Annotated in this window: 24 protein-coding genes; 7 read left to right on the top strand and 17 right to left on the bottom strand. The window is 62.1% G+C overall.

Annotated elements, in window-relative coordinates; all coding sequences use genetic code 11:
* Entirely contained in the window at positions 1 to 732 is a 732-nt protein-coding gene (locus tag IVB27_RS18360) for a DUF3750 domain-containing protein (RefSeq protein ID WP_247444758.1), read from the top strand.
* Positions 733 to 989: 257 nt separating this feature from the next.
* On the opposite strand, the gene IVB27_RS43290 is transcribed toward IVB27_RS18360, so the two are convergent.
* The 9 genes from IVB27_RS43290 to IVB27_RS18315 all read right to left on the bottom strand — a co-directional run bounded on the left by IVB27_RS43290 (position 990) and on the right by IVB27_RS18315 (position 8,448).
* On the bottom strand, positions 990 to 1,277 hold the full coding sequence (locus IVB27_RS43290; protein WP_247444757.1) for a DUF2934 domain-containing protein: 288 nt from the start codon (positions 1,275 to 1,277) through the stop codon (positions 990 to 992).
* Positions 1,278 to 1,417: 140 nt separating this feature from the next.
* Complete coding sequence (locus IVB27_RS18350; protein ID WP_247348444.1) at positions 1,418 to 1,579, bottom strand: DUF2934 domain-containing protein; 162 nt, start codon at positions 1,577 to 1,579, stop codon at positions 1,418 to 1,420.
* A gap of 160 nt (positions 1,580 to 1,739) precedes the next feature.
* Positions 1,740 to 3,461 carry an FAD-dependent oxidoreductase gene (locus tag IVB27_RS18345; protein WP_247444756.1) on the bottom strand — a complete coding sequence of 574 codons (1,722 nt, stop codon included), beginning with the start codon at positions 3,459 to 3,461 and terminating at the stop codon, positions 1,740 to 1,742.
* Between the two features lie 29 nt (positions 3,462 to 3,490).
* The gene (locus tag IVB27_RS18340; protein ID WP_247444755.1) at positions 3,491 to 4,309 is read right to left on the bottom strand and encodes a sugar phosphate isomerase/epimerase family protein; all 819 of its coding nucleotides are present in this window, start codon (positions 4,307 to 4,309) and stop codon (positions 3,491 to 3,493) included.
* On the bottom strand, positions 4,309 to 4,965 hold the full coding sequence (locus IVB27_RS18335; protein ID WP_247444754.1) for a hypothetical protein: 657 nt from the start codon (positions 4,963 to 4,965) through the stop codon (positions 4,309 to 4,311). Before IVB27_RS18335 ends, IVB27_RS18340 begins: the two co-directional genes overlap by 1 nt.
* Positions 4,966 to 4,979: 14 nt before the next feature.
* Positions 4,980 to 5,474 (bottom strand): type II 3-dehydroquinate dehydratase, encoded by a 495-nt coding sequence (locus IVB27_RS18330; RefSeq protein WP_247444753.1) that lies wholly within the window; start codon positions 5,472 to 5,474, stop codon positions 4,980 to 4,982.
* A gap of 35 nt (positions 5,475 to 5,509) precedes the next feature.
* A complete protein-coding gene (locus IVB27_RS18325; protein ID WP_247444752.1) occupies positions 5,510 to 6,790 on the bottom strand; it encodes a TRAP transporter large permease in 1,281 nt (426 codons plus the stop codon).
* A gap of 55 nt (positions 6,791 to 6,845) precedes the next feature.
* The gene (locus tag IVB27_RS18320; protein ID WP_247348456.1) at positions 6,846 to 7,355 is read right to left on the bottom strand and encodes a TRAP transporter small permease; all 510 of its coding nucleotides are present in this window, start codon (positions 7,353 to 7,355) and stop codon (positions 6,846 to 6,848) included.
* Positions 7,356 to 7,431: 76 nt separating this feature from the next.
* A complete protein-coding gene (locus tag IVB27_RS18315; RefSeq protein ID WP_247444751.1) occupies positions 7,432 to 8,448 on the bottom strand; it encodes a TRAP transporter substrate-binding protein in 1,017 nt (338 codons plus the stop codon).
* Positions 8,449 to 8,674: 226 nt separating this feature from the next.
* Between IVB27_RS18315 and IVB27_RS18310 the strand changes: the two genes are divergently transcribed.
* The 3 genes from IVB27_RS18310 to IVB27_RS18300 are packed head-to-tail and all read left to right on the top strand — an operon-like array spanning position 8,675 to position 11,468.
* Positions 8,675 to 9,334, top strand: a complete 660-nt coding sequence (locus IVB27_RS18310) for a GntR family transcriptional regulator (RefSeq protein ID WP_247348462.1) — start codon at positions 8,675 to 8,677, stop codon at positions 9,332 to 9,334.
* 56 nt (positions 9,335 to 9,390) lie between these two features.
* Positions 9,391 to 10,560 carry a M24 family metallopeptidase gene (locus IVB27_RS18305; RefSeq protein WP_247444750.1) on the top strand — a complete coding sequence of 390 codons (1,170 nt, stop codon included), beginning with the start codon at positions 9,391 to 9,393 and terminating at the stop codon, positions 10,558 to 10,560.
* Complete coding sequence (locus IVB27_RS18300; protein WP_247444749.1) at positions 10,557 to 11,468, top strand: SMP-30/gluconolactonase/LRE family protein; 912 nt, start codon at positions 10,557 to 10,559, stop codon at positions 11,466 to 11,468. The genes IVB27_RS18305 and IVB27_RS18300 overlap by 4 nt, the downstream gene beginning before the upstream one ends.
* Positions 11,469 to 11,559: 91 nt before the next feature.
* On the opposite strand, the gene IVB27_RS18295 is transcribed toward IVB27_RS18300, so the two are convergent.
* Genes IVB27_RS18295 through IVB27_RS18270 form a run of 6 tightly spaced genes read right to left on the bottom strand, consistent with a single transcriptional unit; the run spans position 11,560 to position 18,558 of the window.
* Entirely contained in the window at positions 11,560 to 12,564 is a 1,005-nt protein-coding gene (locus IVB27_RS18295) for an NAD(P)H-dependent flavin oxidoreductase (protein WP_247444748.1), read from the bottom strand.
* 45 nt (positions 12,565 to 12,609) lie between these two features.
* Positions 12,610 to 13,797, bottom strand: coding sequence for an acetyl-CoA C-acyltransferase (locus IVB27_RS18290; RefSeq protein WP_247444747.1), 1,188 nt, complete (start codon positions 13,795 to 13,797; stop codon positions 12,610 to 12,612).
* A gap of 51 nt (positions 13,798 to 13,848) precedes the next feature.
* On the bottom strand, positions 13,849 to 14,979 hold the full coding sequence (locus tag IVB27_RS18285) for an acyl-CoA dehydrogenase family protein (RefSeq protein WP_247444746.1): 1,131 nt from the start codon (positions 14,977 to 14,979) through the stop codon (positions 13,849 to 13,851).
* Between the two features lie 21 nt (positions 14,980 to 15,000).
* Positions 15,001 to 16,182 carry an acyl-CoA dehydrogenase family protein gene (locus IVB27_RS18280; protein ID WP_247444745.1) on the bottom strand — a complete coding sequence of 394 codons (1,182 nt, stop codon included), beginning with the start codon at positions 16,180 to 16,182 and terminating at the stop codon, positions 15,001 to 15,003.
* A 14-nt stretch (positions 16,183 to 16,196) separates the two neighbouring features.
* Positions 16,197 to 16,934 carry an SDR family oxidoreductase gene (locus tag IVB27_RS18275; protein ID WP_247444744.1) on the bottom strand — a complete coding sequence of 246 codons (738 nt, stop codon included), beginning with the start codon at positions 16,932 to 16,934 and terminating at the stop codon, positions 16,197 to 16,199.
* Between the two features lie 19 nt (positions 16,935 to 16,953).
* Positions 16,954 to 18,558 (bottom strand): class I adenylate-forming enzyme family protein, encoded by a 1,605-nt coding sequence (locus tag IVB27_RS18270; RefSeq protein ID WP_247444743.1) that lies wholly within the window; start codon positions 18,556 to 18,558, stop codon positions 16,954 to 16,956.
* Between the two features lie 227 nt (positions 18,559 to 18,785).
* Between IVB27_RS18270 and IVB27_RS18265 the strand changes: the two genes are divergently transcribed.
* On the top strand, positions 18,786 to 19,526 hold the full coding sequence (locus tag IVB27_RS18265) for an SDR family NAD(P)-dependent oxidoreductase (protein WP_247444742.1): 741 nt from the start codon (positions 18,786 to 18,788) through the stop codon (positions 19,524 to 19,526).
* Positions 19,526 to 20,200, top strand: coding sequence for a glutathione S-transferase family protein (locus IVB27_RS18260; RefSeq protein WP_247444741.1), 675 nt, complete (start codon positions 19,526 to 19,528; stop codon positions 20,198 to 20,200). The genes IVB27_RS18265 and IVB27_RS18260 overlap by 1 nt, the downstream gene beginning before the upstream one ends.
* Positions 20,201 to 20,233: 33 nt before the next feature.
* Here the strand turns inward: IVB27_RS18260 and IVB27_RS18255 are convergent, their stop codons facing one another.
* Together IVB27_RS18255 and IVB27_RS18250 are read right to left on the bottom strand one after the other, a co-directional pair.
* A complete protein-coding gene (locus IVB27_RS18255; protein ID WP_247444740.1) occupies positions 20,234 to 21,433 on the bottom strand; it encodes a CaiB/BaiF CoA transferase family protein in 1,200 nt (399 codons plus the stop codon).
* 76 nt (positions 21,434 to 21,509) lie between these two features.
* On the bottom strand, positions 21,510 to 22,142 hold the full coding sequence (locus IVB27_RS18250) for a 2-hydroxychromene-2-carboxylate isomerase (protein WP_247444739.1): 633 nt from the start codon (positions 22,140 to 22,142) through the stop codon (positions 21,510 to 21,512).
* Between the two features lie 237 nt (positions 22,143 to 22,379).
* Between IVB27_RS18250 and IVB27_RS18245 the strand changes: the two genes are divergently transcribed.
* Complete coding sequence (locus IVB27_RS18245) at positions 22,380 to 22,892, top strand: winged helix-turn-helix transcriptional regulator (RefSeq protein WP_247348488.1); 513 nt, start codon at positions 22,380 to 22,382, stop codon at positions 22,890 to 22,892.
* Positions 22,893 to 22,937 lie beyond the last annotated feature (45 nt).

Below are 22,937 nucleotides of genomic sequence, written 5' to 3'. Positions count from 1 at the left end.
TTGATTCTCTTCCTGCTGCTGATGTTCGTGCCGATCGGCGTGTCGGCCGGCCGCTATTATTTACGCGGAGACGGCCGCGGCAATTGGCAGACGGCGGATCGCTCCAGCGCCGGCCTGCTGCCGCCCGCATCCGCCGATCCGGACGCGCTGATCCGCGTGTTCGCCGCGCGCACCGCGCGCTGGCGCAGCATTTTCGCCGTCCACACCTGGATCGTCGTCAAGGAGAAGGGTGCCGCCACCTACAGCCGGTACGACTACACGGCCTGGGGCGACCCGATTCGCAGCAACGGCTTTGCGCCCGACGGCCGCTGGTTCGGCGCCCTGCCGGAGACGGTGGTTGCGGTCGACGGCGCGCGGGCCGAAGCGCTGATTCCGAAGATTCGCGACGTCATCGAGAATTACAAGTTCCGCACCTATGGCGACTACAGCGCCTGGCCGGGCCCGAATTCCAACACCTTCGTACAGGCAGCGCTGGACGCCGTTCCCGAGCTTCGCGCCGTGCTGCCGCCGACCGCGATCGGCAAGGACTTTCCCTACAGCGGACGCTGGGCCGGCGTCACGGCGTCCGGCACCGGCCTCTACGCCTCGCTGTCGGGCTATTTCGGCATGACCATCGGTTGGGTCGAAGGGGTCGAGATCAATTTCCTCGGCGCGGTGCTCGGCCTCGACGTCCGCCGCCCGGCGGTGAAGCTTCCCGGCATCGGGCGCCTGGGGATCGCCGCCGGCGCGTAAGGGAATGACGGAGCAAGAGGCAGCTCTGCAATGTGTGCTTCAAGTCACAGTGAAATCGATTGCCTTCGCCTATAATGATCTTGCATGGCCGCAAACAAGGTAACGGCGGTACGCACAAGGCTGAGGAGACAATCAACAGCTACGGACTTCCGAAGCCGCCAGGGTGAAGAACTCGGCGGCTTTTTCTCTGTCCAGGGGAATGCGGACAAAGTCAGCGACTTGCTCGCTGCCGATGTGGGCACCAGCAGCGCCAGCAGCTATCGTTTCTCCGGGGGCCCCGAGAGCTTCCTCTGTTCGCGCTCTTGTTCGATCTGCTGTTCCGCTTCGAGCCAAAATTCCACTTCGCGATCGGCCGGGCGACCCGCCTGCTCCCAGAGCTCGTACGCGCGCGTTGGCACCTGACCGCGCCGCATCATGCGAAGCAGCTTCCGCTTCAGCTCCTCAGCGAAGTTCCTGAAACGCTGGATAGTGGTTTCGTCTTTGACAAGCGCCGCCGCTCGCGTTGCGAGTTCGATCTGGTGCTCTATCTTTTTCTGCTCGTCCACCGCAAACACCGTCGTGCGAACGGGCCCGCTTCGCTGCCCGTGCTGCTCAGAACCCCAAGTCTTTCTAGAAGCCCAAGTCTTTCTAAGAACCAAGTCTTTCTAGAAGGCTCTGTTCCGTAGCAGAACGGCACCCGTGGCGGTCACAGCGTATCCGGCGTCCGCATGGTGTTTGACTTGTCTTCGTTGCGTAGCTCTTGCTCGGCCGCGTGCCAAAATTCTTGCTCGCGGCCCTCCGGCTTGCCTGCTCGCTCCCACAGTCGGTGCGCGCGGTCTCTGATGTCTTGCTCGGTCGGCTCAGGCATTGCATCTCCTGCGATGAAGCACGGCCCCACCCTGGGGGGTATGGGGGGCTTGGAGGCGGGGCCGTGCAGACCAGCAATTGGCGGCAATGCTGGCCCGCGGATTCAAGCCTCGATGGTGCGCAAGAGTTCCTAGCTGTCGTAGCGAACGAGCAGCTTTCAGTTACCTTTCTTCTTCCTGGCCGAAAACGCCCGCGGCATGCATCGCCGCGCACCATCCGAATACCATCGCAGGTCCGATCATCGTGCCCGGACCCGGATAAGTGCCTCGAAAGATCGAGGATGCATCCGTACCGACGGCGTAGAGTCCGGGTATGACCGCCCCATCGCCAGACAAAACCCGCGCGGTTGAATCCGTGCACAAGCCGGCACTGCTGGCGAGATCCGTCGGCCATACCGCGACGGCATAGAATGGCCCTGGACCGATCCGCCGCAGGCACGGATTTGGCTTGGCTGAGGGATCACCATTGAACCGGTTCAACTCGCTTGAACCGCGGCCGAAATCCTGGTCCACCCCGCTGTCGGCATAGCGATTGTATCGCGCAACGGCTTGAGCAAGCGCGCCGCTATCGATGCCGATTTCTTCGGCCAATGCTTCGATCGTCTCGCCCGCCACCAAATATCTGGCCCTCAGAAACTTGTCCAAATCCTTCGTCCCGGGATGAACGAGACCAATGCCGTAGGCCCCGATAAAGGCGCGATCGCAAATCAGAAAAGCCGGCGGCGCCAACGAGGAAGACGCGTTCGAACGCAACATCGCTTCCACGAAGTCGTGATAAGAGTCGGCTTCATTCACGAAACGGCGGCCGGACTTGTTCACGGCAAGCAGTCCCGGCTTGGCACGATCGAGCATGATGTGCGGGAACACCGAAACGTGGCCGTCCGCTTGCGTCATGACCGAGCTTGGCATCCACAGAGCGGGGCTGTCGAGATCGCGCTCGATGACTGCGTCGACGCGTTCGGCCGCGAGCATGCCGTCCCCGGTATTGGACGAAGGCGTGAGTGAAAATCGGCGCGCGCCCTCCGGAAAAAGCCTTTCGCGAAGTTCGCGGCTCCAGCCGATGCCCCCCGTTGCCAACACCACGCCTTTGCGGGCACGTATCGCCAATGCGCCGGCCGGTGATGACAAGACCGCCCCAACGACTGCGTCGCCATCGCGGATGAGTTCGCTGAGCTCAGTCTCGTATCGCAGATGGACGCCGGAACGACGGAGGCTGTCAAACAGCCTCGCGACGAGAGCGTTACCCATGATCAGACGCGTTCCGCGCCTGTAGCGAAGCCGATCGAGCAAGTGCCGGCCGACAAGACCAACGACATGCCTGAAGTTCGTCCAGTTCCGGAGCGGCGCCAACAGCGCCGGGATGTCCGCCTTTCCCACCATCATGCCGCCGAGGACCATGAACTCTCGCCGCGGAGGTCTGACGCAATCGAAGTCTTTGCCAAGCTTGCGGCCGTCGAACGCAACGGAGCCGAGCGCACGACCGCCGATCGCTGCACCGGGAAGATTCTTGTAGTCGGGGTGTACCAGCGGCGCCGCAAACACGACGCTCGTCTTCTGCTCGAGATAGTCGAGCATGACGGGACCCGCCTGGAGAAATGCCTCCACGCGCGCGTCCGCGGCGTGCACGCCGAGCAATGCTTCGAGATAGACTCGTGCCGCCTCGATCGAGTCCGGCACGCCTGCAAGCCGTCCCTGCCGATTGCCCGGAATCCAGACTGTGCCGGCGGAGGTCGCGGTCGTGCCGCCAACCGTATCCGACTTCTCGCAAAGGATCACGTCGAGCCCTTCAAGGGCCGCCACCAGCGATGTCGTCATGCCGGCGGCACCCGCTCCGACGACCAGGAGATCGGTCTCGACATCCCAGGAGCGATCGGCTTGCGACATCCCGCACACCCCTTCCCGTCCCGAAATTCTCAATGCTGGCTGCGCGCCCGCTCCATGACGGCTCTGCCCGCCGCCAACGCCCGGCGCGCGCGCGACGCGGCATCGACGCTCTTTGCCAGTTGAACGGTCGGAACCTCGATGCTGATGGTCAGGTCATTCGGCATCGCGCTTGCCAGTCCCATCAGGTCTATTCCGCCCTCGCCCGGAAACATCCGCTCCTCGCGAGCCGCATGGATGAGCTGCTCCGTGGTCGCCGGGCGTTCGGCCGGGCCGTCGCATAGTTGCCAGTAGTGAAGGCGTTGCGCCGGGATGGCGCGGAGGTCCGCAAGCGAGCTCTGCGACCGATCGAAATGCAGCGCATCGACCAGAATGCCGGCACCGGGACGATCGATGCCGCCGACGATGCGCATGGCGGTCTTCAGGTCCGGAACGCTCGTCCAGGGCATGAATTCGAGATCGGAAGTCAGGCCATAGTTCGCTGCCGCTTCACAAAATTTCTGGTAGCGATCCGAAAACCGCGCCAGATCCGGATCGTAGGCTGCGACGAGGATGTGTTTGGCGGCGAGGCGCGCGCCCACCTCGAAGAAGGGCGTGAACGACGCGACGTCCGTTTCCGGTCCGAACGCAACGACCTCGAGATCGGCGACAGTCACCCCCGTCAACTCCAACCGCCGAAGCGTCTCCCGCAGGAGCGGCGCATCGTCCATCAGGCGATAGGCAACACCGCCAGGCGTGGCGGGCAATAGCCTGAGCCCGACTTTTTCGTAGCCGCAATGCGCCGCCAATTCGATCATCTCGGGCGGCGCAAGCTCGAGCACGGTCAGCGCGGCGAGCGAGAACGCTGCCATCAGCCGAAATCCGCGATACGGGCGTCGAGCGCAAACATACTTTGATAAACTTCCGGCTCGCTCGCCCCGGTCACGACGTCGGGGGCAATGTCCGCCGCTTTCCGCATTGCAGCCTGCAAAGACGCGACGTCGAGTGCCTCGATCAGCAAAAGCCCCGCGAAAAAGCCCTCGTTCTTCCGCATGCCCTTTTCGGCAGTCGGCACCGATGTCCGCGCCTTGTCGGTCGCGCCGATCTGCACGGCGGCAACCCCGTCACACCCAACCAGCGCCTGAGCCAGACTTTGGGGATCTTTCGGCAACGTCTCGATCCGGAGCGCCGCGATCGACGCGCCCTCGCCGCGCCCTTCCCGCGCGACCATGACACCCCCGCCTCGCATGAAATTGCCGAGCTTCGGCATGATGCGCTGTGACCACGGCGTCGGTGCGTTGAGACGCGCCAGATAGGCCTCGCCGTCGAGCACCTCCGGTGTTTCCAGCTCATACAGAATGAAGAAGCGGTTGATGTCGTCCCTTGCCGCGCAGAATACACGGGATGCCAGGAAGCCCTTCGTCGTCACGCGCTCGGTCGTGTGCTCACGCGTCAGCCAGTGCCGATAATCGATCAGATCGTGAGCCTCGACGTCGCTCCAGATGGCAAGAAATCCCCTTCCGCGCATCCCGCCCTCCTTGCCTACGCTTTGCCGCCGGCCGCAAGCCCGTGCAGAGCCGGCGCGATGGTCTGAGGCAATTGCCCAAGCCGTTGGACAGCAGCCAGGATCGCGGCAAGATAGCCGTAAGGACCCAGGCCGCAAATGACCGCTGTGCAGGCACTCGAGGTGATCGAGTGGCGGTGCAGCTCGTCCCGCGCGTGAATGTTCGAGATGTGCACCTCGATCTTCACGCCCTCGAAAATCTTCAGCGCATCGATCAGCGCGATCGAGGTGAATGAATAGGCGGCGGGATTCATGATGATTGCGTCCGCGTCGCCATGGGCGGACTGGATCAGGCTGACGAGCTCGCCCTCCATGTTCGATTGATGGAACGACATCGAAACTCCGAGCTGATCGGCCAGCGCCTGGCAGCTCGCCTCGATCTCCCTAAGCGTCGTCGCGCCATAAATGTGCGGCTCGCGGATGCCGAGGAAATTGAGATTGGGTCCGTTGAGGATCATGATTTTAGCGGCCATTTTTGTCCCTCTTGTCCTTTGTAGAAGCTAAGCGACTAGCCGCCAAACCATTTTGCCGGGATCGTCACCAATCCCGGGAATAGCACCATCGCGAACAGGACGATCAGTTGCGCGATCATGAAGGGCCAGACGCCCTTGATGATATCCTCCATGCTGATCTTGGAGACGCCACAGACGACGTTGAGCACGATGCCGACCGGTGGCGTGATCAGGCCTATGGAATTGTTGATGATGAAGAGCACGCCGAAATAGACGGGGTCGATATGCGCCGCCTTGATGACCGGCATCAGGATCGGCGTGAGGATGAGGATCGTCGGCGTCATGTCGAGCGCCGTTCCCACGACTACCACGATCACCATGATCGCCAGCATCAGGAGCGTGTTGTTCCCCATGAAGGGTTTCAGGAGATCGACGACCTGAGCGGAGATTTCGGACACCGTGATGAGCCAGGACGACACCAGCGCTGCGGCGACGAGGAACATGACGACGCTCGTCGTCACGGCAGACGACACCAGGACCGCGTAGACCTCCGACCATTTCAGCTCGCGATAGATGCAGGTCGCAATGAACAGCGAATAGACGGCGACGACGACGCCGGCCTCGGTCGGCGTGAAGATGCCGAAGCGCAAGCCCACGATGATGATCCCGGGCAGCATGAGCGCCCAGAACCCGTCGGTGACGGCGTGCAGGATTTCGCGCAGCGAGGCCCTCGGCGGCGGCGACAGGTTCTCCTTGCGCACCACCCAGTACCAGGCGAGGCAGAGGCCCAATCCAAGCAGGAGGCCGGGGACGATGCCGGCGAGAAACAGCTTGGAGATCGATACGTTGGCGGCGACGCCGAAGATGACGAAACCGATGCTGGGCGGAATGACGGGGCCGATGACCCCACCGGCAGCCACGAGACCAGCCGCGTAGGACTTCTTGTGTCCCGCTGCCACCATCATCGGCACCAGCAGCGCCGCGAGCGCGGCAGCATCGGCCGCTGCAGACCCCGACAAAGACGACAGGATACAGGCCGCCATGATCGTTACGTAGCCCAAACCGCCCCGGAAATGCCCGACCGCAACAAGGGCGACATTGACGATGCGCTTGGCCAGCCCTCCCTTGTTCATGATCTCGCCGGCGAGCATGAAGAAGGGAATGGCCATCAGCGGAAAGCTGTCCGCGCCGTTGATGACGTTCTGCGCCACGATCTGCGCGTCGAACATGTCGATCGTGCTCATCAGGGCGACGCCGCAGATGAGGAGCGCAAAGGCGATCGGCATGCCCAGCGCCATGGCGCCGAGCAGCGAGAACGTAAAGACGGCGATCGTCATGGCGTGATCCAGGTGACGCGAAGAAAATGAACAGGCGTGATGGCGGTGGAGGACATCATTGCTCCTCCGATTCCCTGACAGCCACCATGTCTTCCTCGCTCGCCTGCCCGCTGATCACCCGGTACAGGTCGTAGAGAAGGATAATTGCGGCTGACACGCCAAAGACCACGCCGACGGCATAGAATATCCCGATGGAAAAACCGGTGGCCGGCGCACGGTCGTCGATGTTGATGATGGTCTGGCGCCAGCTTCCCGAAAGCAGCAGCCAGTCGGCAAACAGCATCAGGCAATAGTTGATGACGAAGCAGATGCGCTTGCCGGAGGCCGGCAGCATCCGGACGAGGGTGTCGACGCCGAGATGGGCGTGCTCGCGAAGCGCGACGATTGCGCCGAGAAAGGTCAACCAGACCAGCAGCCAGCGCGACAACTCTTCGGAAATCGCGATTCCGGAGTTGAAGCCGTAACGCAGGACGACATTGCCGAAGACCAGGACCACCATGACCGCGAGACACGCGGCAATGACGGCTTTCAGGAACGTGCAATAGAGGTCGAGAACTCGCGCCATGCGTGACGTCCGGGCAAATGAGGGGCGTGAGCCGGCCACTGGCCGGCTCCGCCGTCTGCGTGATGAAAGAAGTCGACTACTTCACGTCCTTGCGGATGCGCTCGACCTCTTCGTTGAAGAGCTTCACCGTCTCGGGACGAAGATTGGCTGAAATCTTGTCCGCGACCGGTTGCGCTGCCTTCCGCATGCGCTCCGTTTCTTCGGGGGCGATCGCGTTGTACTGCATACCCTTGGCCTGCAGCTCCGTCAGAGCCTTTTCGGTCTGAAGGCGCGTCTGCTCCTTCTGGTAGCCGCGGCTTTCTTCATAGGCTTCGCGCATCAGCCCCTGCTCGGTCGGCGACAGCTTGTCCCAGAAGACCTTGCTCACCAGAATGATGTTCAGGGTGAAGGTGTGATTTGTGGCGGAAACGTATTTCTGCACTTCGTAGAATTTGTTCGAGAGAATGACCGTGTAGGGATTCTCCTGGCCGTCGACGGTGCGGGTCTCCAGCGCCGAATACAGCTCACCGAAGGCCATCGGGACCGGATTGGCCTTAAAGGCACTGAAGCTTTCGAGATAGACCGGGTTCGGAATCACACGAAGTTTGAGGCCGCTGAAGTCCTCAAGCTTGGTGATCGGGCGGGTGCTATTCGTGACGTTGCGAAAGCCCAGGCCCCAATATCCGAGGCCGATCAGCCCCTTCGACGGCAGCGTATCGATCATCGCGTTGCCGAATTTGCCGGTCGCGAGAGCATCGGCCTGCTCGGTCGTGTTGAACAGGAACGGGAAATCGATAAGACCGAATTCCGGAATGACGGTGGCGAGTGATGTCGTCGAGGCCGACAGCATCTCCTGGGTGCCGCCGCGCAGCGCGGATTGCTGCTGCAACTCGTTGCCGAGCTGTGAAGCCGCGAACTCGCGGACCTTCATCTTGCCCCCGCTCTTTGCCAGCAGGATCTCGGCGAACTTCTGCACACCAAAGCTGACGGGATGATCGGTGTTGTTCAGGTGGCCCCACCTGATCGTCCGCTCCTGAATGTCCTGAGCTGATGCGCCGACCGTCAGCGCCACGCAGATCGCCGTCGCAGACAGCGCCCGTACCAACAAACTCATTCTTACCTCCCTGTTCGGGGCACGACGGCGGCGTTAGGCCATTATTTTCTGCACCCTCAGGTCAATCAAAAAACATAACTATTTTTCACAGTCAAATGATAAAACGTAATTTATCTGAGATTTTTGATTACATACGACGCTATGTGTCTGCTATATTGCTGGTAACATTGATAGTTCGGCCGCCCCATCACAGGGCGTTGCGCGCGCGTTTGCGGGATCGGAGAGCATGACGTCACTTGAGGGTAGGCCCTTGTCGGCGGGCGACAGCGGTTATCAGCGGATTCGATCCGACATCATTTTCGGCGTGCTGACGCCCTCCGGGCGGCTCAAGCTCGACGCCATGAAGGAAGATTACGGAGTCAGCATCTCCACGCTGCGCGAGATCCTCAACCGGCTGACGTCCGAGGGCTTCGTGGTCGCGGAAGGTCAGCGCGGCTTCGAGGTGGCGCCGATATCCATCCAGAACCTGCGTGAGCTCGCCGGTCTCCGCATCCTGCTGGAACATCATGCGATGGCCGAGTCGTTCCGGGCCGGCGACGTGGAGTGGGAAGGCCGGGTGGTGTCAGCGCATCACAAGCTGGCGGCGACCGAACGCACCGTCCTCAGCGAAGGCGACGATCCTGAGCTGCGCAAACGCTACGACGGCGAATTCCACCAGGCGCTCATTTCGAGTTGCGGTTCGCGCGAGCTGATGCAGACCCACGCGGTCGTGTTCGACAAATATTTCCGCTATGCGCTGCGCTACCGCGGCGCCGAGACGATCAATCAGCACAAGGCGCTGTTGGAATGCGCCCTCAAGCGCGACATCAAAAGTGCCAGGGCCGTGCTCACCGAGCACATCAACGGCTGCGTCGCGCATGCCCTCGCCTCCTGGAACGAGGGTTGATCGCCCGCGGCCTGGCGCCGGAGCGTCAGGCATAATTGTCGAGCAGCGAGAAACACATGCGTTGCGGCGTTCCCTTCTCCACGGCCAGACTCGACCGCCTGCTCGACGATGCCGGTATCGACGTGCTGATCGTCACCTCCAAGCACAATATCCAATACCTTCTTGGCGGCTATTATCACTTCCAGTTCGACTATATGGAGGCGATCGGCATCAGCCGGTACCTGCCTATTTTCGTCTATGTGAAGGGCGCACTGGAGAAGTCGGCCTATATCGCGAACCGGAACGAGCGCGACAGCGTCCAGAACCGGACGAGCGACGGCTATTGGATGCCGGCGATCGTGTTCGGATCGTCGACCACGGTCGAGGCGATGGCACTCGCCGTCAAGCAGCTGAAGTCCGTCGCGCCATCTGCGCTCCGTGTCGGAATCGAGGGCTCATTTCTGCCGGCCGATGCGGCGGACGTGCTGCGCAGGGAGTTCGGCCATTGCCAGTTCGTCGAGGCGATGCGCCCGCTTGAGAAGCTGCGCGCCGTCAAGACGGCGCCCGAGCTGGACGTCCTCCGCGAAGCCTCCGAGCGTGTCGTCGCCTCCATGATGACTGCGGTCAACCAGACCCGCCCCGGGCAGAGCAAGCGCGAGATCATCGATCTTTTGCGGCAGGCCGAGCTATCCCGGGACATGATTTTCGAATACGCGCTGGTGACATTGGGAACGAGCCTCAACCGGGCACCATCCGAGCAGCGTCTCGAACCGGGCGACGTCGTCTCACTGGATTCGGGCGGCAACTACCGCGGCTACATCGGCGACCTCTGCCGGATGGCCGTACACGGGGCGCCCGACGGCGAGCTTCTCGATCTACTCGGCGAGATCGACCTGATCCAGCAGGCAGCCCGAATGCCGATCCGCGCCGGCCTCGCCGGCAGCGGCATTTACACCGCGGCCAACGAAGCGCTCGCGCGGTCCGCTTACAGCAAGCAAATGCATTTCGTCGCCCATGGAATGGGGATCGTCAGCCACGAAGCGCCGCGTCTGACGTCGAGCGGCCCGATCCCTTATCCCGCCGACGACGCCAACGAACCGCTTGAAGCCGGCATGGTCATCTCGATTGAAACCACGCTGCCCCACGCGCGCGGCTTCATCAAGCTGGAGGATACGATCGTTGTCACCACGGACGGATACGAGGCTTTCGGAGACAGCGCTCGTGGCTGGAATCGGATATCGGGATGACCGCCGGCCTGATCCCCGCGCATCGGGTCGAGACCGCTGTGGCCGCGGCCGACATTCTCGGCGAGACGCCGTTGTGGTGCGACCGTTCCCGCAAGCTGTGGTGGGTCGACATCGACCGGCAGTTGCATCAATCCTTCGATCCGGCAACCGGCGCTCATCAGGTCTTTCCGTACGCGTGCAGCTTCCTCGGCAGTCAGGCTCTGACGGCAGATGGCTCCCACCTGCTCGCGCAGGATCTGCGCCTTCATCGCCGCTCGTCCGGCGACGGTCCTCCAAGTCAGCTCTCAAGTCCGCTCTGTGAGGTCGAAAGCGGTCCCGACAACCGCCTCAATGACGGACGCGTCGACGCGCGGGGCCGGCTATGGATCGGCACCATGGACAACAAGCTGCATCGACCGACCGGGTCGCTGTATCGTGTGGATGCGGACGGCCGGACAGCGCACATGTTCGGCGATGTCATCGTGACGAATGGCATTGCGTTCTCACCCGACAATCGCACGCTCTATTTCACGGATACGAGGCGATACCGCACCTGGCAGTTCGACTTCGATCTCGATGACGGCGCGATCCGCAACAGACGACTGTTCGCGGACTACAGCGCCTCCGGGGAGAGGCCTGACGGCGCATGCATCGACGTTGCCGGCGGGCTGTGGACCGCATTCTTCTCCGGCGGCCGGGTGATACGCTACCGACCGGACGGCCGGATCGACGCCGTTATTCCGGTGCCGGCGACCAATCCGACCTGCCTGTGCTTCGGCGGACCTGATCTGAAGACATTGTTCGTTACGACGGCGAGGAAGTTTCTGGATCGCGAGCAATTAAGCCTTGAACCCCAAGCGGGTCATGTTCTTGCCATTCATGGCATCGCACAGGGACTTCCAGAGCACCGCTTCGCCAATTCATTCTGAACTCTTGCCAACGGGCCATTGATGGCAAGTATTCCTTGCTTCCTAACAACCGCTATTCTCTTCGGCCATTCGCGCCGCTCCCGGCGTGCCTTCACGCGACCTTCAGGGCTGCCTTGCTGTCGGCATCGAGGAATCCTGTAAGTCGGTCCCTGATCAGTCGCTCGGCGTCCGCTATGATGCGATCGATCAGCTCCTTCACGGTCGGAATGTCGCGAATGAGTCCAACGACCATGCCGCAGCTCCAGGCGCCCGCGTCCATATCGCCGTCGATCATCACCTTGGGATAAACGCCCCCCACCTGGTCGTGGATATCGTCGATCTCGAGGCTCTTGCCCTTCGCGCGCTCGATCTCGAGCAACTGCTCGACACCCTTGTTGTTCAAGACTCGCTCCGTATTCCGGAGCGCACGCATGACCAGCCGGGTGTCCAGCTCTGATGCCTTGACCAACGCATTCTTGACGTTCTCATGCACCGGCGCTTCCTTGGTGGCGATAAAGCGCGTGCCCATGTTCACGCCGGCGGCGCCCATTGCGAGTGCCGCAACCAGGCTGCGTGCGTCGGCCATGCCGCCCGAGGCAACGAAGGGTATTTTCAGCTCTTCGGCCGCACGCGGCAACAGGATCATATTGGGCATGTCGTCTTCGCCGGGATGGCCGCCACATTCGAAACCGTCGACGCTGACCGCATCGCAGCCGATCTGCTCGGCCTTGAGCGAGTGCCGCACAGACGTACATTTGTGGATCACCTTGATGCCGCCTGCCTTCAGGGCGGGCATGTACTGTTCGGGGCTGCGCCCAGCAGTTTCGACGATCTTGACGCCGCCCTCCCTGATGGCAGCGATGTATTCCGGATAAGGCGGCGCGGTGAAGGTCGGCAGAAAGGTCAGGTTCACGCCGAACGGCTTGTCCGTCATGTCGCGGCAGCGCGCGATCTCCTTGGCCAAAAGTTCCGGCGTCCGTTGCGTCAAGCCGGTGATGACCCCGAGCCCGCCGGCATTCGACACCGCGGCCGCAAGTTCGGCGAACCCCACATAGTGCATTCCACCCTGAATGATCGGATGTTCGACGCCGAACATTTCGGTGATTGCTGTCTTCACAAATGCCTCCAGTATGTTGATGGACGTCCGGTTCTGCCGAGTTGTCTAATGAATGATTTCGAGCAGCCCTGCTGCGCCCATGCCGCCCCCCACGCACATGGTGACGACAGCGTATTTGGCCTTGCGCCGGCGGCCCTCGATCAGGGCGTGGCCGGTCAGCCGCGCCCCGGTCATGCCGTAGGGATGGCCGACCGCGATCGAGCCGCCGTTGACGTTGAGCTTGTGAGGGTCGATCCCGAGCTTGTCGCGGCAATGGATCACCTGCACCGCGAATGCCTCGTTCAGTTCCCAGAGATCGATATCGTCGACCTTAAGTCCGTGTCGCTTGAGCAGGCGGGGCACGGCATAGACCGGACCAACGCCCATCTCGTCCGGTTCACAGCCCGCCGAGACAAAGCCGCGGAAGATACCGAGCGGGTCCAGCCCCTTCTGCGCCGCCAGCTTGTCGCTCATGATGACAGCGGCGCTGGCACCGTCGGAAAGCTGACTGGCATTGCCGCCGGTGACCGTGAAGCCCGGCCCCTTGGCCGGCCTGACGCCTGCGAGAGCTTCGGCCGTCGTATCGGGACGCGGCCCCTCGTCAGCCGACAGCGTCACCTGCTGATAGGACACAGCGCCACTCGCCTTGTCCGTGACCGCCATGGTCGTCTTGATCGGTGCGAGTTCGTCTGTGAACCGGCCGGCCTGCTGCGCAGCTGCCGTCCGGCGCTGACTCTCCAGGCTGTACTCATCCTGGCGTTCACGCGAGATATTGTAGCGTTTCGCTACGACCTCGGCGGTGTCCAGCATCGCGATGTAGGCGTCTCCCTTCATCGCGAGCAGTTCCGGATCGACGGCATGAAAGCTGTTGTATTGGTTGTTCTGGACCAGGCTGATGGATTCGCCGCCGCCGCCGATGGCAACCTCAACGCCGTCGAAAATGACCGAACGCGCAGCCAGCGCAATCGCCTGAAGCCCGGACGCACACTGGCGATCGATCGTCGTTCCGGCCACGCTCACCGGAAGTCCGGCACGCAGCAGCGCCTTGCGCGCGATGTTGGTCCCCGTGGTGCCCTGTTGCATGGCGCAGCCCATCACGACATCCTCGACCTCCGCGCCCTCGACCTTCGCGCGCGACAGTGCCGAGGAGATGGCATGCCCGAGCAGCGTCGCGCCTTCGGTGTGATTGAGCGCGCCCTTGTAAGCCTTGCCAATGGGAGTACGCGCGGTCGAGACGATCACGGCTTCGGTCATTTTTACCTCGGGTTGGGGTACGGCAGGCGAGTTGCTGCGTTGAATGGAGATTCAGCTCTGCTGCGCGTACCGCATCAGATGATAGGAGGGGTCTCCGAACTGAATGTTGATGGAGCTTATTCGCTTGAAGTAATGGCCGACGTTCAGTTCGTCGCTCATGCCCATGCCGCCATGCAGTTGCACCGCCTGCTCTGCGACGAAGCGCGCTGCGTAGCCGACCTTGGATTTGGTACCAGACGCCAGTTTCGATCCATTCGGCTCCTGAGCGGCGAGGCTGAGGTTCAGATGCTGGGTGAGCGAGATGGCCTCTTCGAGCGCGATGAACATGTCGACCATGCGGTGCTGCAACACCTGAAAGGTCCCTAGCGCTACTCCGAACTGCTTGCGGGTTTTGCTGTATTCGAGCGTCGCGGAATTCAGCACGGACATCACCCCGACCGCCTCGGCGCAGAGCGCCGCAATGGCGCGCTCGCGGCAGGCCTCGAGGGCCGCAACGCCTTCGCCTTCGCGGCCGAGCAGCTGGCCGGCGGGCACCTCGACGTTCATCAGCGTCAGTTCGGCAGCGCGCCGTCCATCGATGGTCTTGAAGCTCTGCAAATGGAGATTGGTCGAATGGCTATCGACGACAAACAGGCTCACGCCATCCCGATCGTGAGGACCACCGGACGTCCGCGCCGATACGATCAGCTTGTCGGCCCACGGTGCACCGACCACCGCGGCCTTGGTCCCACTCAGGACAAAGCTTTCACCCTGGCGCCGGGCTGTCGTGGTGACGTTGTTGAAATCATAGCGCGATCGCCCTTCCGCCCAGGCCACCGCCCATATCGCCTCACCCTCCATGATCTTCGGCAGCAATGCCTCACGCTGTTCCGGCGAGGCGACGTCCTCGATCAGGCCGCCTGCGAGAACCACCGTCTCGAAATACGGTTCGACGACGAGGTTGCGGCCGAACTCCTGCATCACGATCATGGTTGCCAGCGAGCCGCCGCCCAGGCCGCCGGAGCTCTCCTGGAACGGCGCCGCGCAGAGTCCAAGCTCGGCGAAAGCCTTCCAGTGCCTGCGGCTCCAGCCCTCATCGGTCGAGACGATCTTGCGGCGTTCATCGAAGTCGTACTGCTCGCGCAGAAAGCGTTGGATGCTCGAACGGAGCAACTCCTGCTCTTCCGTCAACTGGATGTCCATGAGATACCCCGTGCGATGTCGTCAGAGACCGAGCACCGCTTTCGCGATGATGTTGCGCTGGATTTCATTCGATCCCCCGTAAATGCTCAGCTTTCGGGAGTTCAAATATTTCTCGGTTGCCGTGTGTCCATAGTCCGGTCCCGGCATGAACCGGTTGGCGGTTACCGGGTGCTCGCGGATGGCCAGCCCGTAATTGCCGATCGCCTGATGGGTCAGGTCCGTAATGCGCTGGAATATCTCCGTGCCTCTGATCTTGAACAACGATGCAGCCGGACCCGGATCGATGCCGCGCGACATCTGGGCAACGATGCGCAGCTCCGTCGCCTCCAGTGCGAGCACATCGAGCTCGACGCGCGCGATCTCCCTGATGAACTCTCCGAACGCCGGATCGCCCTCACCGACCTCGGTTCGCACGATCTGCTTGAGACGCGCGAGATAACGGGTCGACCGGCCGATCCCGGCCATGCTCGTGCGCTCGTTCCCGAGCAGAAATTTCGCGTAGGTCCAACCCCTGTTCTCTTCGCCGATTAGATTCTCCGCGGGGACGCGCACGTCCTCCAGGAAGACATCATTGACTTCGTGCGATCCCTCGATGGTGATGATCGGCCGCACGGTAACCCCGGGCGATTTCATGTCGATCAACAGGAAGGAAATGCCGGCCTGGGGTTTTGCCGACGGATCGGTCCGCACCAGGCAGAAGATCCAGTCGGCATGTTGGGCCAGCGTCGTCCAGGTCTTGTGGCCGTTGACGACATAGTGGTCGCCGTCGCGCACCGCCTTGGTGCGGACTGATGCCAGGTCGGACCCTGAGCCGGGCTCCGAATAGCCCTGGCACCACCAATCCTCGCCGGAGAGGATTCGCGGCAGATACTTCCTCTTCTGCGCGTCGTTGCCGAAGGTGTAGATGACCGGGCCGACCATGGTGACGCTGAACGCGAGCGGCGGCAGCGTCCCGGCCCGTGACGTCTCCTGCTCGAATATGAAGCGCTGCGTGACCGACCAGCCCGGGCCGCCATATTCCTTTGGCCACAGCGGAGCGATCCAACCCTTCTTGTAGAGCATCCTGTGCCAGAGCAGCGACTGCTCCTTGGTCAAATCGGTCTCGGGGTTTGGAACGCGCATTTCCTGAGGATAGTTTTCCGCAATGAAAGCGCGCAGCTCGTCACGAAACGCAGCGTCTTCACGGGAAAGATTGAGCTCCATCGTGAAAGCTCCCGCTACCATTTCTCGCCGAAGGGACGAATCTCCAGTTCGAAGGTCCAGGCGCTCCTGGGCTGCTGATAGAGCAGCCAGTAGGATTCGGCGACCGACGATGGCGGCATCAGGAGGTCGGGATCATCCAGCGCGTTCGGACCAAGCGCCTCGATCCGCCGCTGCCGTACCCATTCCGTGTCGACCCCGGAATCGATGATCAGATGTGCAACGTGAATGTTCTTCGGGCCCAACTCGCGCGCCGCGGCTTGCGCGACCGCCCGCAGGCCGAACTTGGCGCTGGCGAAGGCCGCATAGCCGCTTCCGCCGCGTAAACTCGCCGTCGCACCGGTGAAGAAGATATTGCCCCGGCCGCGCGGCAGCATCAGGCGCGCGGCCTCACGGCCGGCGAGGAAGCCGGAGTAGCAAGCCATTTCCCACACCTTGCGGAACACCCGCTCGGTCGTGTCCAGAATCGGAAAGTTGACGTTGGCGCCGATGTTGAAGATGCAAACCTCGAGCGGCGCGTGCTTGTCGGCATCGCCGAGGAAGGAGATGATCTCGTCTTCCTTGCGCGCATCGAGCGCGCGCGCGTGAATTTCGCCGCCGGCCTTCTCGACCTCCTTGACCAGCGGTTCGAGCTTGGCGCCGTCGCGGCGTCCCGCAAACACCGTAAAGCCCTCGGAGGCGAACTTCTTTGCAATCTCGCTGCCGATATAATCACCGGCGCCGATCACGGCCACGGTCGCGTTTCTCTTTTGCAAGGGTCTTCTCCCGGTCAGGTTAGATCTGTTGTGTGCGAAGCGGGACGATCGGCGCCGGAGGGACTCCGCCCTCCGCGCGCAAGGACTCCGCGAGCTTATGCTTGAGTATCTTGCCCGTAGACGTCGCCGGCAAGGCATCCAGGACGATGATTTCGGACGGCCGCTTGTAGGAGGTGAGCTGGATCCGGACGAAGCTCATGAGATCCGCCGGCGTCACCTGCGTCCCCGGCAGCAATTGCACAAAGACCACGACATCTTCATTGCCGTCGGCGGCACGGCCGACCACCGCGCATTGCACGACGTCCTTGTGCGAACTGAGGACCGCTTCGACCTCGGCGGGGTAGACGTTGAAGCCCGAGCGGATGATCATTTCCTTGGTGCGACCGACAATATAGAGGCAATCGCCGTCGAAACGGGCTAGATCGCCGGTATTGAACCAGCCTTCGCTGTCGATCACTTTGGCCGTCAGCTCCGGGGCGCGGTAATAGCCCCGCATCACGTTGCGCCCGCGGACGTGGAGCTCTCCGACTTCTCCCTTCGACGCCGGTCTGCCGTCGAGAGTCCGGATGCGCCCCTCTATTCCCGGCAGCAGCGTGCCGACCGCCTGATCGGCACGCGGTGCGTCGAAGCGCACGCCCGATATCCCCGGCGAACATTCAGTGATCCCGTAGCCGTTGAGAAGCGGCAGGCCGAGCTCCTGCTCCACTCGCGATTTCAGATTGAGATCGAGCGGCGCGCCGGCCACGGCGATCAAGCGCAACGAGCCAGGATCGAGCCGATGCAGACCCGACACACTCTTGTACTCCAGCAGGCGCTGATAGGTGGCGGGTACGCCGTTGAGGATGGTTATCCCCTCCTCCGCCAGCGCCTTTGCCGTCGCCGCGGGATCAAATTTGCTGACCATCCGCACCGTGCCGCCGACCATCAAGGTCATGATCAGGAGCGAGATGCCGACGATATGCGAGATTGGCAACACCAGGTAGATCTTGTCGTCTCGATTCATCTTGCGGAAATGCGCTGTGGTCCTGGCGCTGATCAGCAAATTGTCATGAGAGAGCATCACGCCCTTCGGCGTCCCCGTGGTGCCCGACGTGTAGATCAGCACCGCAAGTTGCTTCGCGGGGTCCGCTTCCACCGGCTCGACCGTTGCATTTTCGTTGAGTGGCCCGACGCCGATGTTCGGCAGCGGGCCCAACTGCCTGTTCTCCGCGCCTAGGCGCGATGCGTGGGCTGCGGCCTCCTTCGAAACATCCGATGCAAAGAACATCCGGCGGGCGCCGCTGTGGTCGCGAATCTGGTCGAGCTCCCGCGCTGACAATCGCGGGTTGGCGACGATTGCCCAGGCGTCGATCCGGCTCGCCGCAAGGAGCAAGGCCGCCAGCGAAATGCAATTTTCGCTGACGATGATCATCCGATCGCCTGCTCGCACCCCGAGTGAGGAGAGGACGGCGGCTGTCTCGCTGACCCGCCTGTCCAGGTCACGATAGCTCCAGCCGACGCCGCCTTCGACCAGAGCGATTCGATCCGGGGCATCGGCGGCATGGTCGGCCGTCACGTCATGGATGCGGCGCGGCAACCCTACAGCAATCTCATCGAGATCGATCGCCTCTGAAAGACCCGCCACCGCCACACTCCCGAAAAACGTGCGCCGCCTTTTTGCCGCGGTGCAGCGGCATGAAGTTAACGTTCTTTTTTAGAACTCGTCAATCGCTAATTCCGACTTGGCTCTCTCGTTTCAACGGGACAGCAAACCTGCCGCTTTCCGACAGTTTATAGAATTCTGTTTTACAACGCAGCCGACAACAAGTATCTATAGTACCAAATAAGAACTTATACCAACGGGAGAAACGGATGGAAAATCGCGGCGTAGCAATACTCGTTGGCGCAGGCGACGCCATCGGCGCGGCCGTCGCCCGGCGGTTCGCCAATGGCGGCTATACGGTTTGTATCTGCCGGCGTGACGCGGCGAAATCCGAAGCACTGGTGGATGAACTCGCCGCGGCGGGCCACCGCATTCACGCGTTCAGCGTCGATGCTCGTCAGGAAGCCGAGGTCCAGAAGCTCTTTGCCGAGGTCGAAAAGAATATCGGACCGATCGAGGTCTGCCTTTTCAATGCCGGATCGAACGTCAACAAGCTGCTGACGGACACCACGGAAAAGCTTTTCTTCAAGGCGTGGGAACTGGCCTGCTATGCCGGATTCCTGGTCGGACGCGAGGCAGCGCGCGTCATGCTTCCGCGCGGACGCGGTACCATCTTCTTCACCGGGGCAACCGCCAGCATCCGGGGCGGCCGGGGTTTTGCGGCGTTCTCCTCGGCGAAATTCGGCCTCCGCGCGGTAGCCCAGGCCATGGCGCGCGAGCTTGGACCGAAGAATATCCACGTCGTCCACCTCATTATCGACGCCGGCGTGGACAGCGAGGCCATTCACCAGCGCATGAAAGCGGCGAAAGGAATCGAGGCAAGCGATATTCCCCGGGACAGCCTGACGAAGACGTCCTCTATTGCTGAAGCGTATTGGTTCGCCCATCAGCAAAGCCGCGACGGCTGGACCCATGAACTCGACCTTCGCCCGTCAGTGGAGAAGTGGTGATGAGCACAACGGATCTCACCCTGTGGGGCGCCGGTACGAGCCGCACGATCCGTGCGCACTGGGCCATGCACGAACTTGGCTTGTCCTACAGCGTCAAGCCGATCGGGCCACGGACAGGCGAGACCAAGACCGCTGAATACACCAAGCTCAATCCCCGCCAGAAGATCCCGCTGCTGCAGGACGGCGACTTCTGCATCGGCGAAAGTGCTGCGATCGTTGCCTATGTGTCGCGGATGTATTCCACGCCGGAATGCTCGTTGATTCCGGACGCCACCCGCGATTACGCCGCGTGGCTCGAATGGTGCTTCTTTATCGTGGCCGAACTCGATTCCACGAGCCTTTACGTCATGCGCCGCCACCGCGCCGATGCGCTGGGACACATTTATGGAGTTGCGCCCGAGGTTGTCGCACAAGCCGGGGAATACTTCCGGCAACAATTGCGACACGTGGAGGTCGCGCTGGCAGACGGCCGGACGTTCTTGATGGGTCAGCAATTCACCAGCGCCGACATCCTCCTCGCGACGTGTCTGGACTGGGCCGTCGCTTACGGCGTCGACATTTGCGACAACGCGCAACCCTACCTTGAACGCATCAAAGGCCGAGGAGCCTATCGGCGCGCCGTCGAGGCCAATGTTCCGACGGGACCGATTGCGCCGGCGACGGCGAAGATCTGAGAACCTCTCGGCGGTCGCGAGAAGGGCTTCGGATCAGACGGCCACGCGCAAGCTGCGTTCGGCGACCATCCTGTCGATGGCGCCGTCGTCGTAGCCAAGCTCGCGCAACACCTCGCGCGAGTGCTCGCCGACCCGCGGCGCAGGTCCGCCGATCGCGGCTTCATTGATTTCGAAGCGAGCCGCCGGCTTCGGCTGCCTCACCCGGCCGACCTTCGGCTGATCGAATTCCGCGATGATGCCGCGCGCGACCACCTGCTCGTTGTGAATGATTTCGCCTCGCCGCAATATTGGCGCGCACGGGACGTCCGCGGCATCCAGCCGCTCCAGCCATTCGGCCGTCGTGTGCTGGGCGATATACTCCGCCATCTTGTTGATCCGCGCGGTGGCGTTGACCGAACGCGCCGACGGCGTCGCAAACCGGGAATCTTTGGCAAGCTCGGGATCGCCGGAGGCACGGCAAAATCCCTGCCATTCGGAATCGGAAATGGTGCCGGCGGTGATGTAACCGTCGCTGGTCTTGAACACCAGATCCGGCCGGTCATTCGGATCGGCAGCGGCCGCCTCGGCGCCGACCACGGTGTACTGCATCATCCCCTCCGGCCACAGGTACGAGATCATCACATCGAGCATCGCAACCTGAATGTGGTCGCCCTGCCCGGTCTTCTCGCGCGCATAGAGCGCGGCCGCCACCGCCTGCGCGGTGAACACGGCGGTGGTCTTGTCGCATACGATGGTGCGGATCATCTGCGGCCGGTTCGTGACCGGCTGCGACTGGATATCGGCGAACCCCGACAGGCCCTGGATGATCGGATCATAGACGCGCTTCTTGACATACGGACCGGTATCGCCGACTCCGCTGATCGAAACGTAGATCAGGCGCGGATGGCGCTGACGCAATTCCTCCGCGCCGAGACCGAGGCGCTCCATGGTGCCGGGCCGGAAGTTCTGCACCAGCACATCCGCCTGCGCGATCAGCCTGCCGAGCACCTCGCGACCGGCGAGGCTCTTGACGTCGATCGACAGCGAACGCTTGCCACGGTTCGAGGAGATGAACAGCGCCGAAAATTCTCCATCCTTGTCGATGGTGGCACGGCTGCGGCGGGTGATATCGCCACCGATCGGCTCGATCTTCAGCACGTCGGCGCCCTGATCCGCCAGGAACATGGTCGCAAAGGGACCCGACACGACGCCAGTCAGATCGAGGACACGAACACCGCTAAGCGGGCCAGGCATGGCTTTCTCCCTGAGCTTACTTTTCATTTTTTGATCCGGGTGCTTGGCTTTCGCCTGAACCGGACAGCCGGTGCCGCTAGGCGGTCTTGGGAAGGGGTTGCCTGGTCTGTTCGACGATCGACTCCTCGACGTCGCGAATCTGGTCCTTGCCGAAGAACATCTCCTTTCCGACGAAGAATGTCGGCGAACCGAATGCCCCCCGGCTCACGGCGTCGTTGGTCACATCGATCAGCCTCTTCTTGACGTCGTCCTGCTGCGCACGTGCGAGCAGCCGGTCGATATCGATGCCCGAGGAGGTAAAAGCACGCCGGAAGATTTCGAGGTCGTCCATCTTCTTGGGCTCTTCCCACATGTGATGGTAGGCGGCTCGGAAATAGGGCTGGAACACACCCTCGAATTGCGCAGCGACAGCACCGCGCATCAGCATCAGCGTGTTGACCGGGAAGAACGAATTCTGGCGGAACTTCGTGATGTTGTGGCGACGGATAAACCGCTGGGTCTCCAGCGCCTGGTATTCCGGCTTGTTCTTGATGCCACGGAGCGAGTCGAACGGAGACATGTTCCCCGTCGCCTTGTAGATGCCGCCAAGCAAAACCGGGACATACTCGAATTTCACTCCGGTGCGCTGCTCAATCCCCGGGATGGCGACTTCCGCCAGATAAGCATTGGGGCTGCCGAAATCGAACTGAAATTCAACCTTCAGGGGCATGTCGGCCTCTCCCGGAAAACGCGTTGGATGGTGGGGGTTCGACGGTCGGCCAGCCGAACCCAGGCTCCTGACTGTTGATACAGTTCTAAAAACGAACTGTCAATTCTGGCGTAATCCCTGCTGGTTTACCTACTTGGCAAGGGATTGTTTCGAGTTAGGTACCGATCTAGAATGGTAGCGGGACCAAAAGCTCCCTGGACGATTCGAGCGGAAGCCGTGGCAGACTGGAGATCTTGAATGAAATGGGGTGAGCTGGAGGAAGAGCCGTGCTCGATGGCCCGGACCATCGGCGTGATCGGCGATCGCTGGACCCTCATGATTCTGCGTGAGTGCTTCCTGCGCACACGCCGCTTCGAGGGATTTCAATCTTCGCTCGGTATCACACGCCATCTGCTCGCCGAACGGCTGAAGAAGCTGGTCCGGCAGGGCGTGTTGCGTCGTATCCCCTATCAGGACTCGCCCAAGCGGCACGAATACATCCTCACCCAGAAGGGGCTCGATCTCTATCCGATCATGATGGCGATCGTGCACTGGGGCGACACTCATATGGTCGACGCGCGCGGGCGGCCTTTGCTGCATCAACACCGCAAATGCGGCAAGGACTTCGATCCGGTCATGATTTGCTCCGAATGCGGCGAACCGCTTTCGGCCAAGGAGGTTCATACCCACCCCGGCCCCGGTGCTCGCCGCACCCCGGCAATAGCGGCGCCAGAGAAGCCGAAGGCAAAGACCCGCCGGAGCGCCGCCTGAGGTCGATCGCTCGAGAGCGCATCGAAAGCCGCAACGGTAGCGAAC

This window comes from Bradyrhizobium sp. 197 (assembly GCF_023073375.1).
Lineage (GTDB): Bacteria > Pseudomonadota > Alphaproteobacteria > Rhizobiales > Xanthobacteraceae > Bradyrhizobium.
Note: the sequence above shows the minus strand (reverse complement) of the source record. Positions and strands in the feature narration are given on the sequence as shown.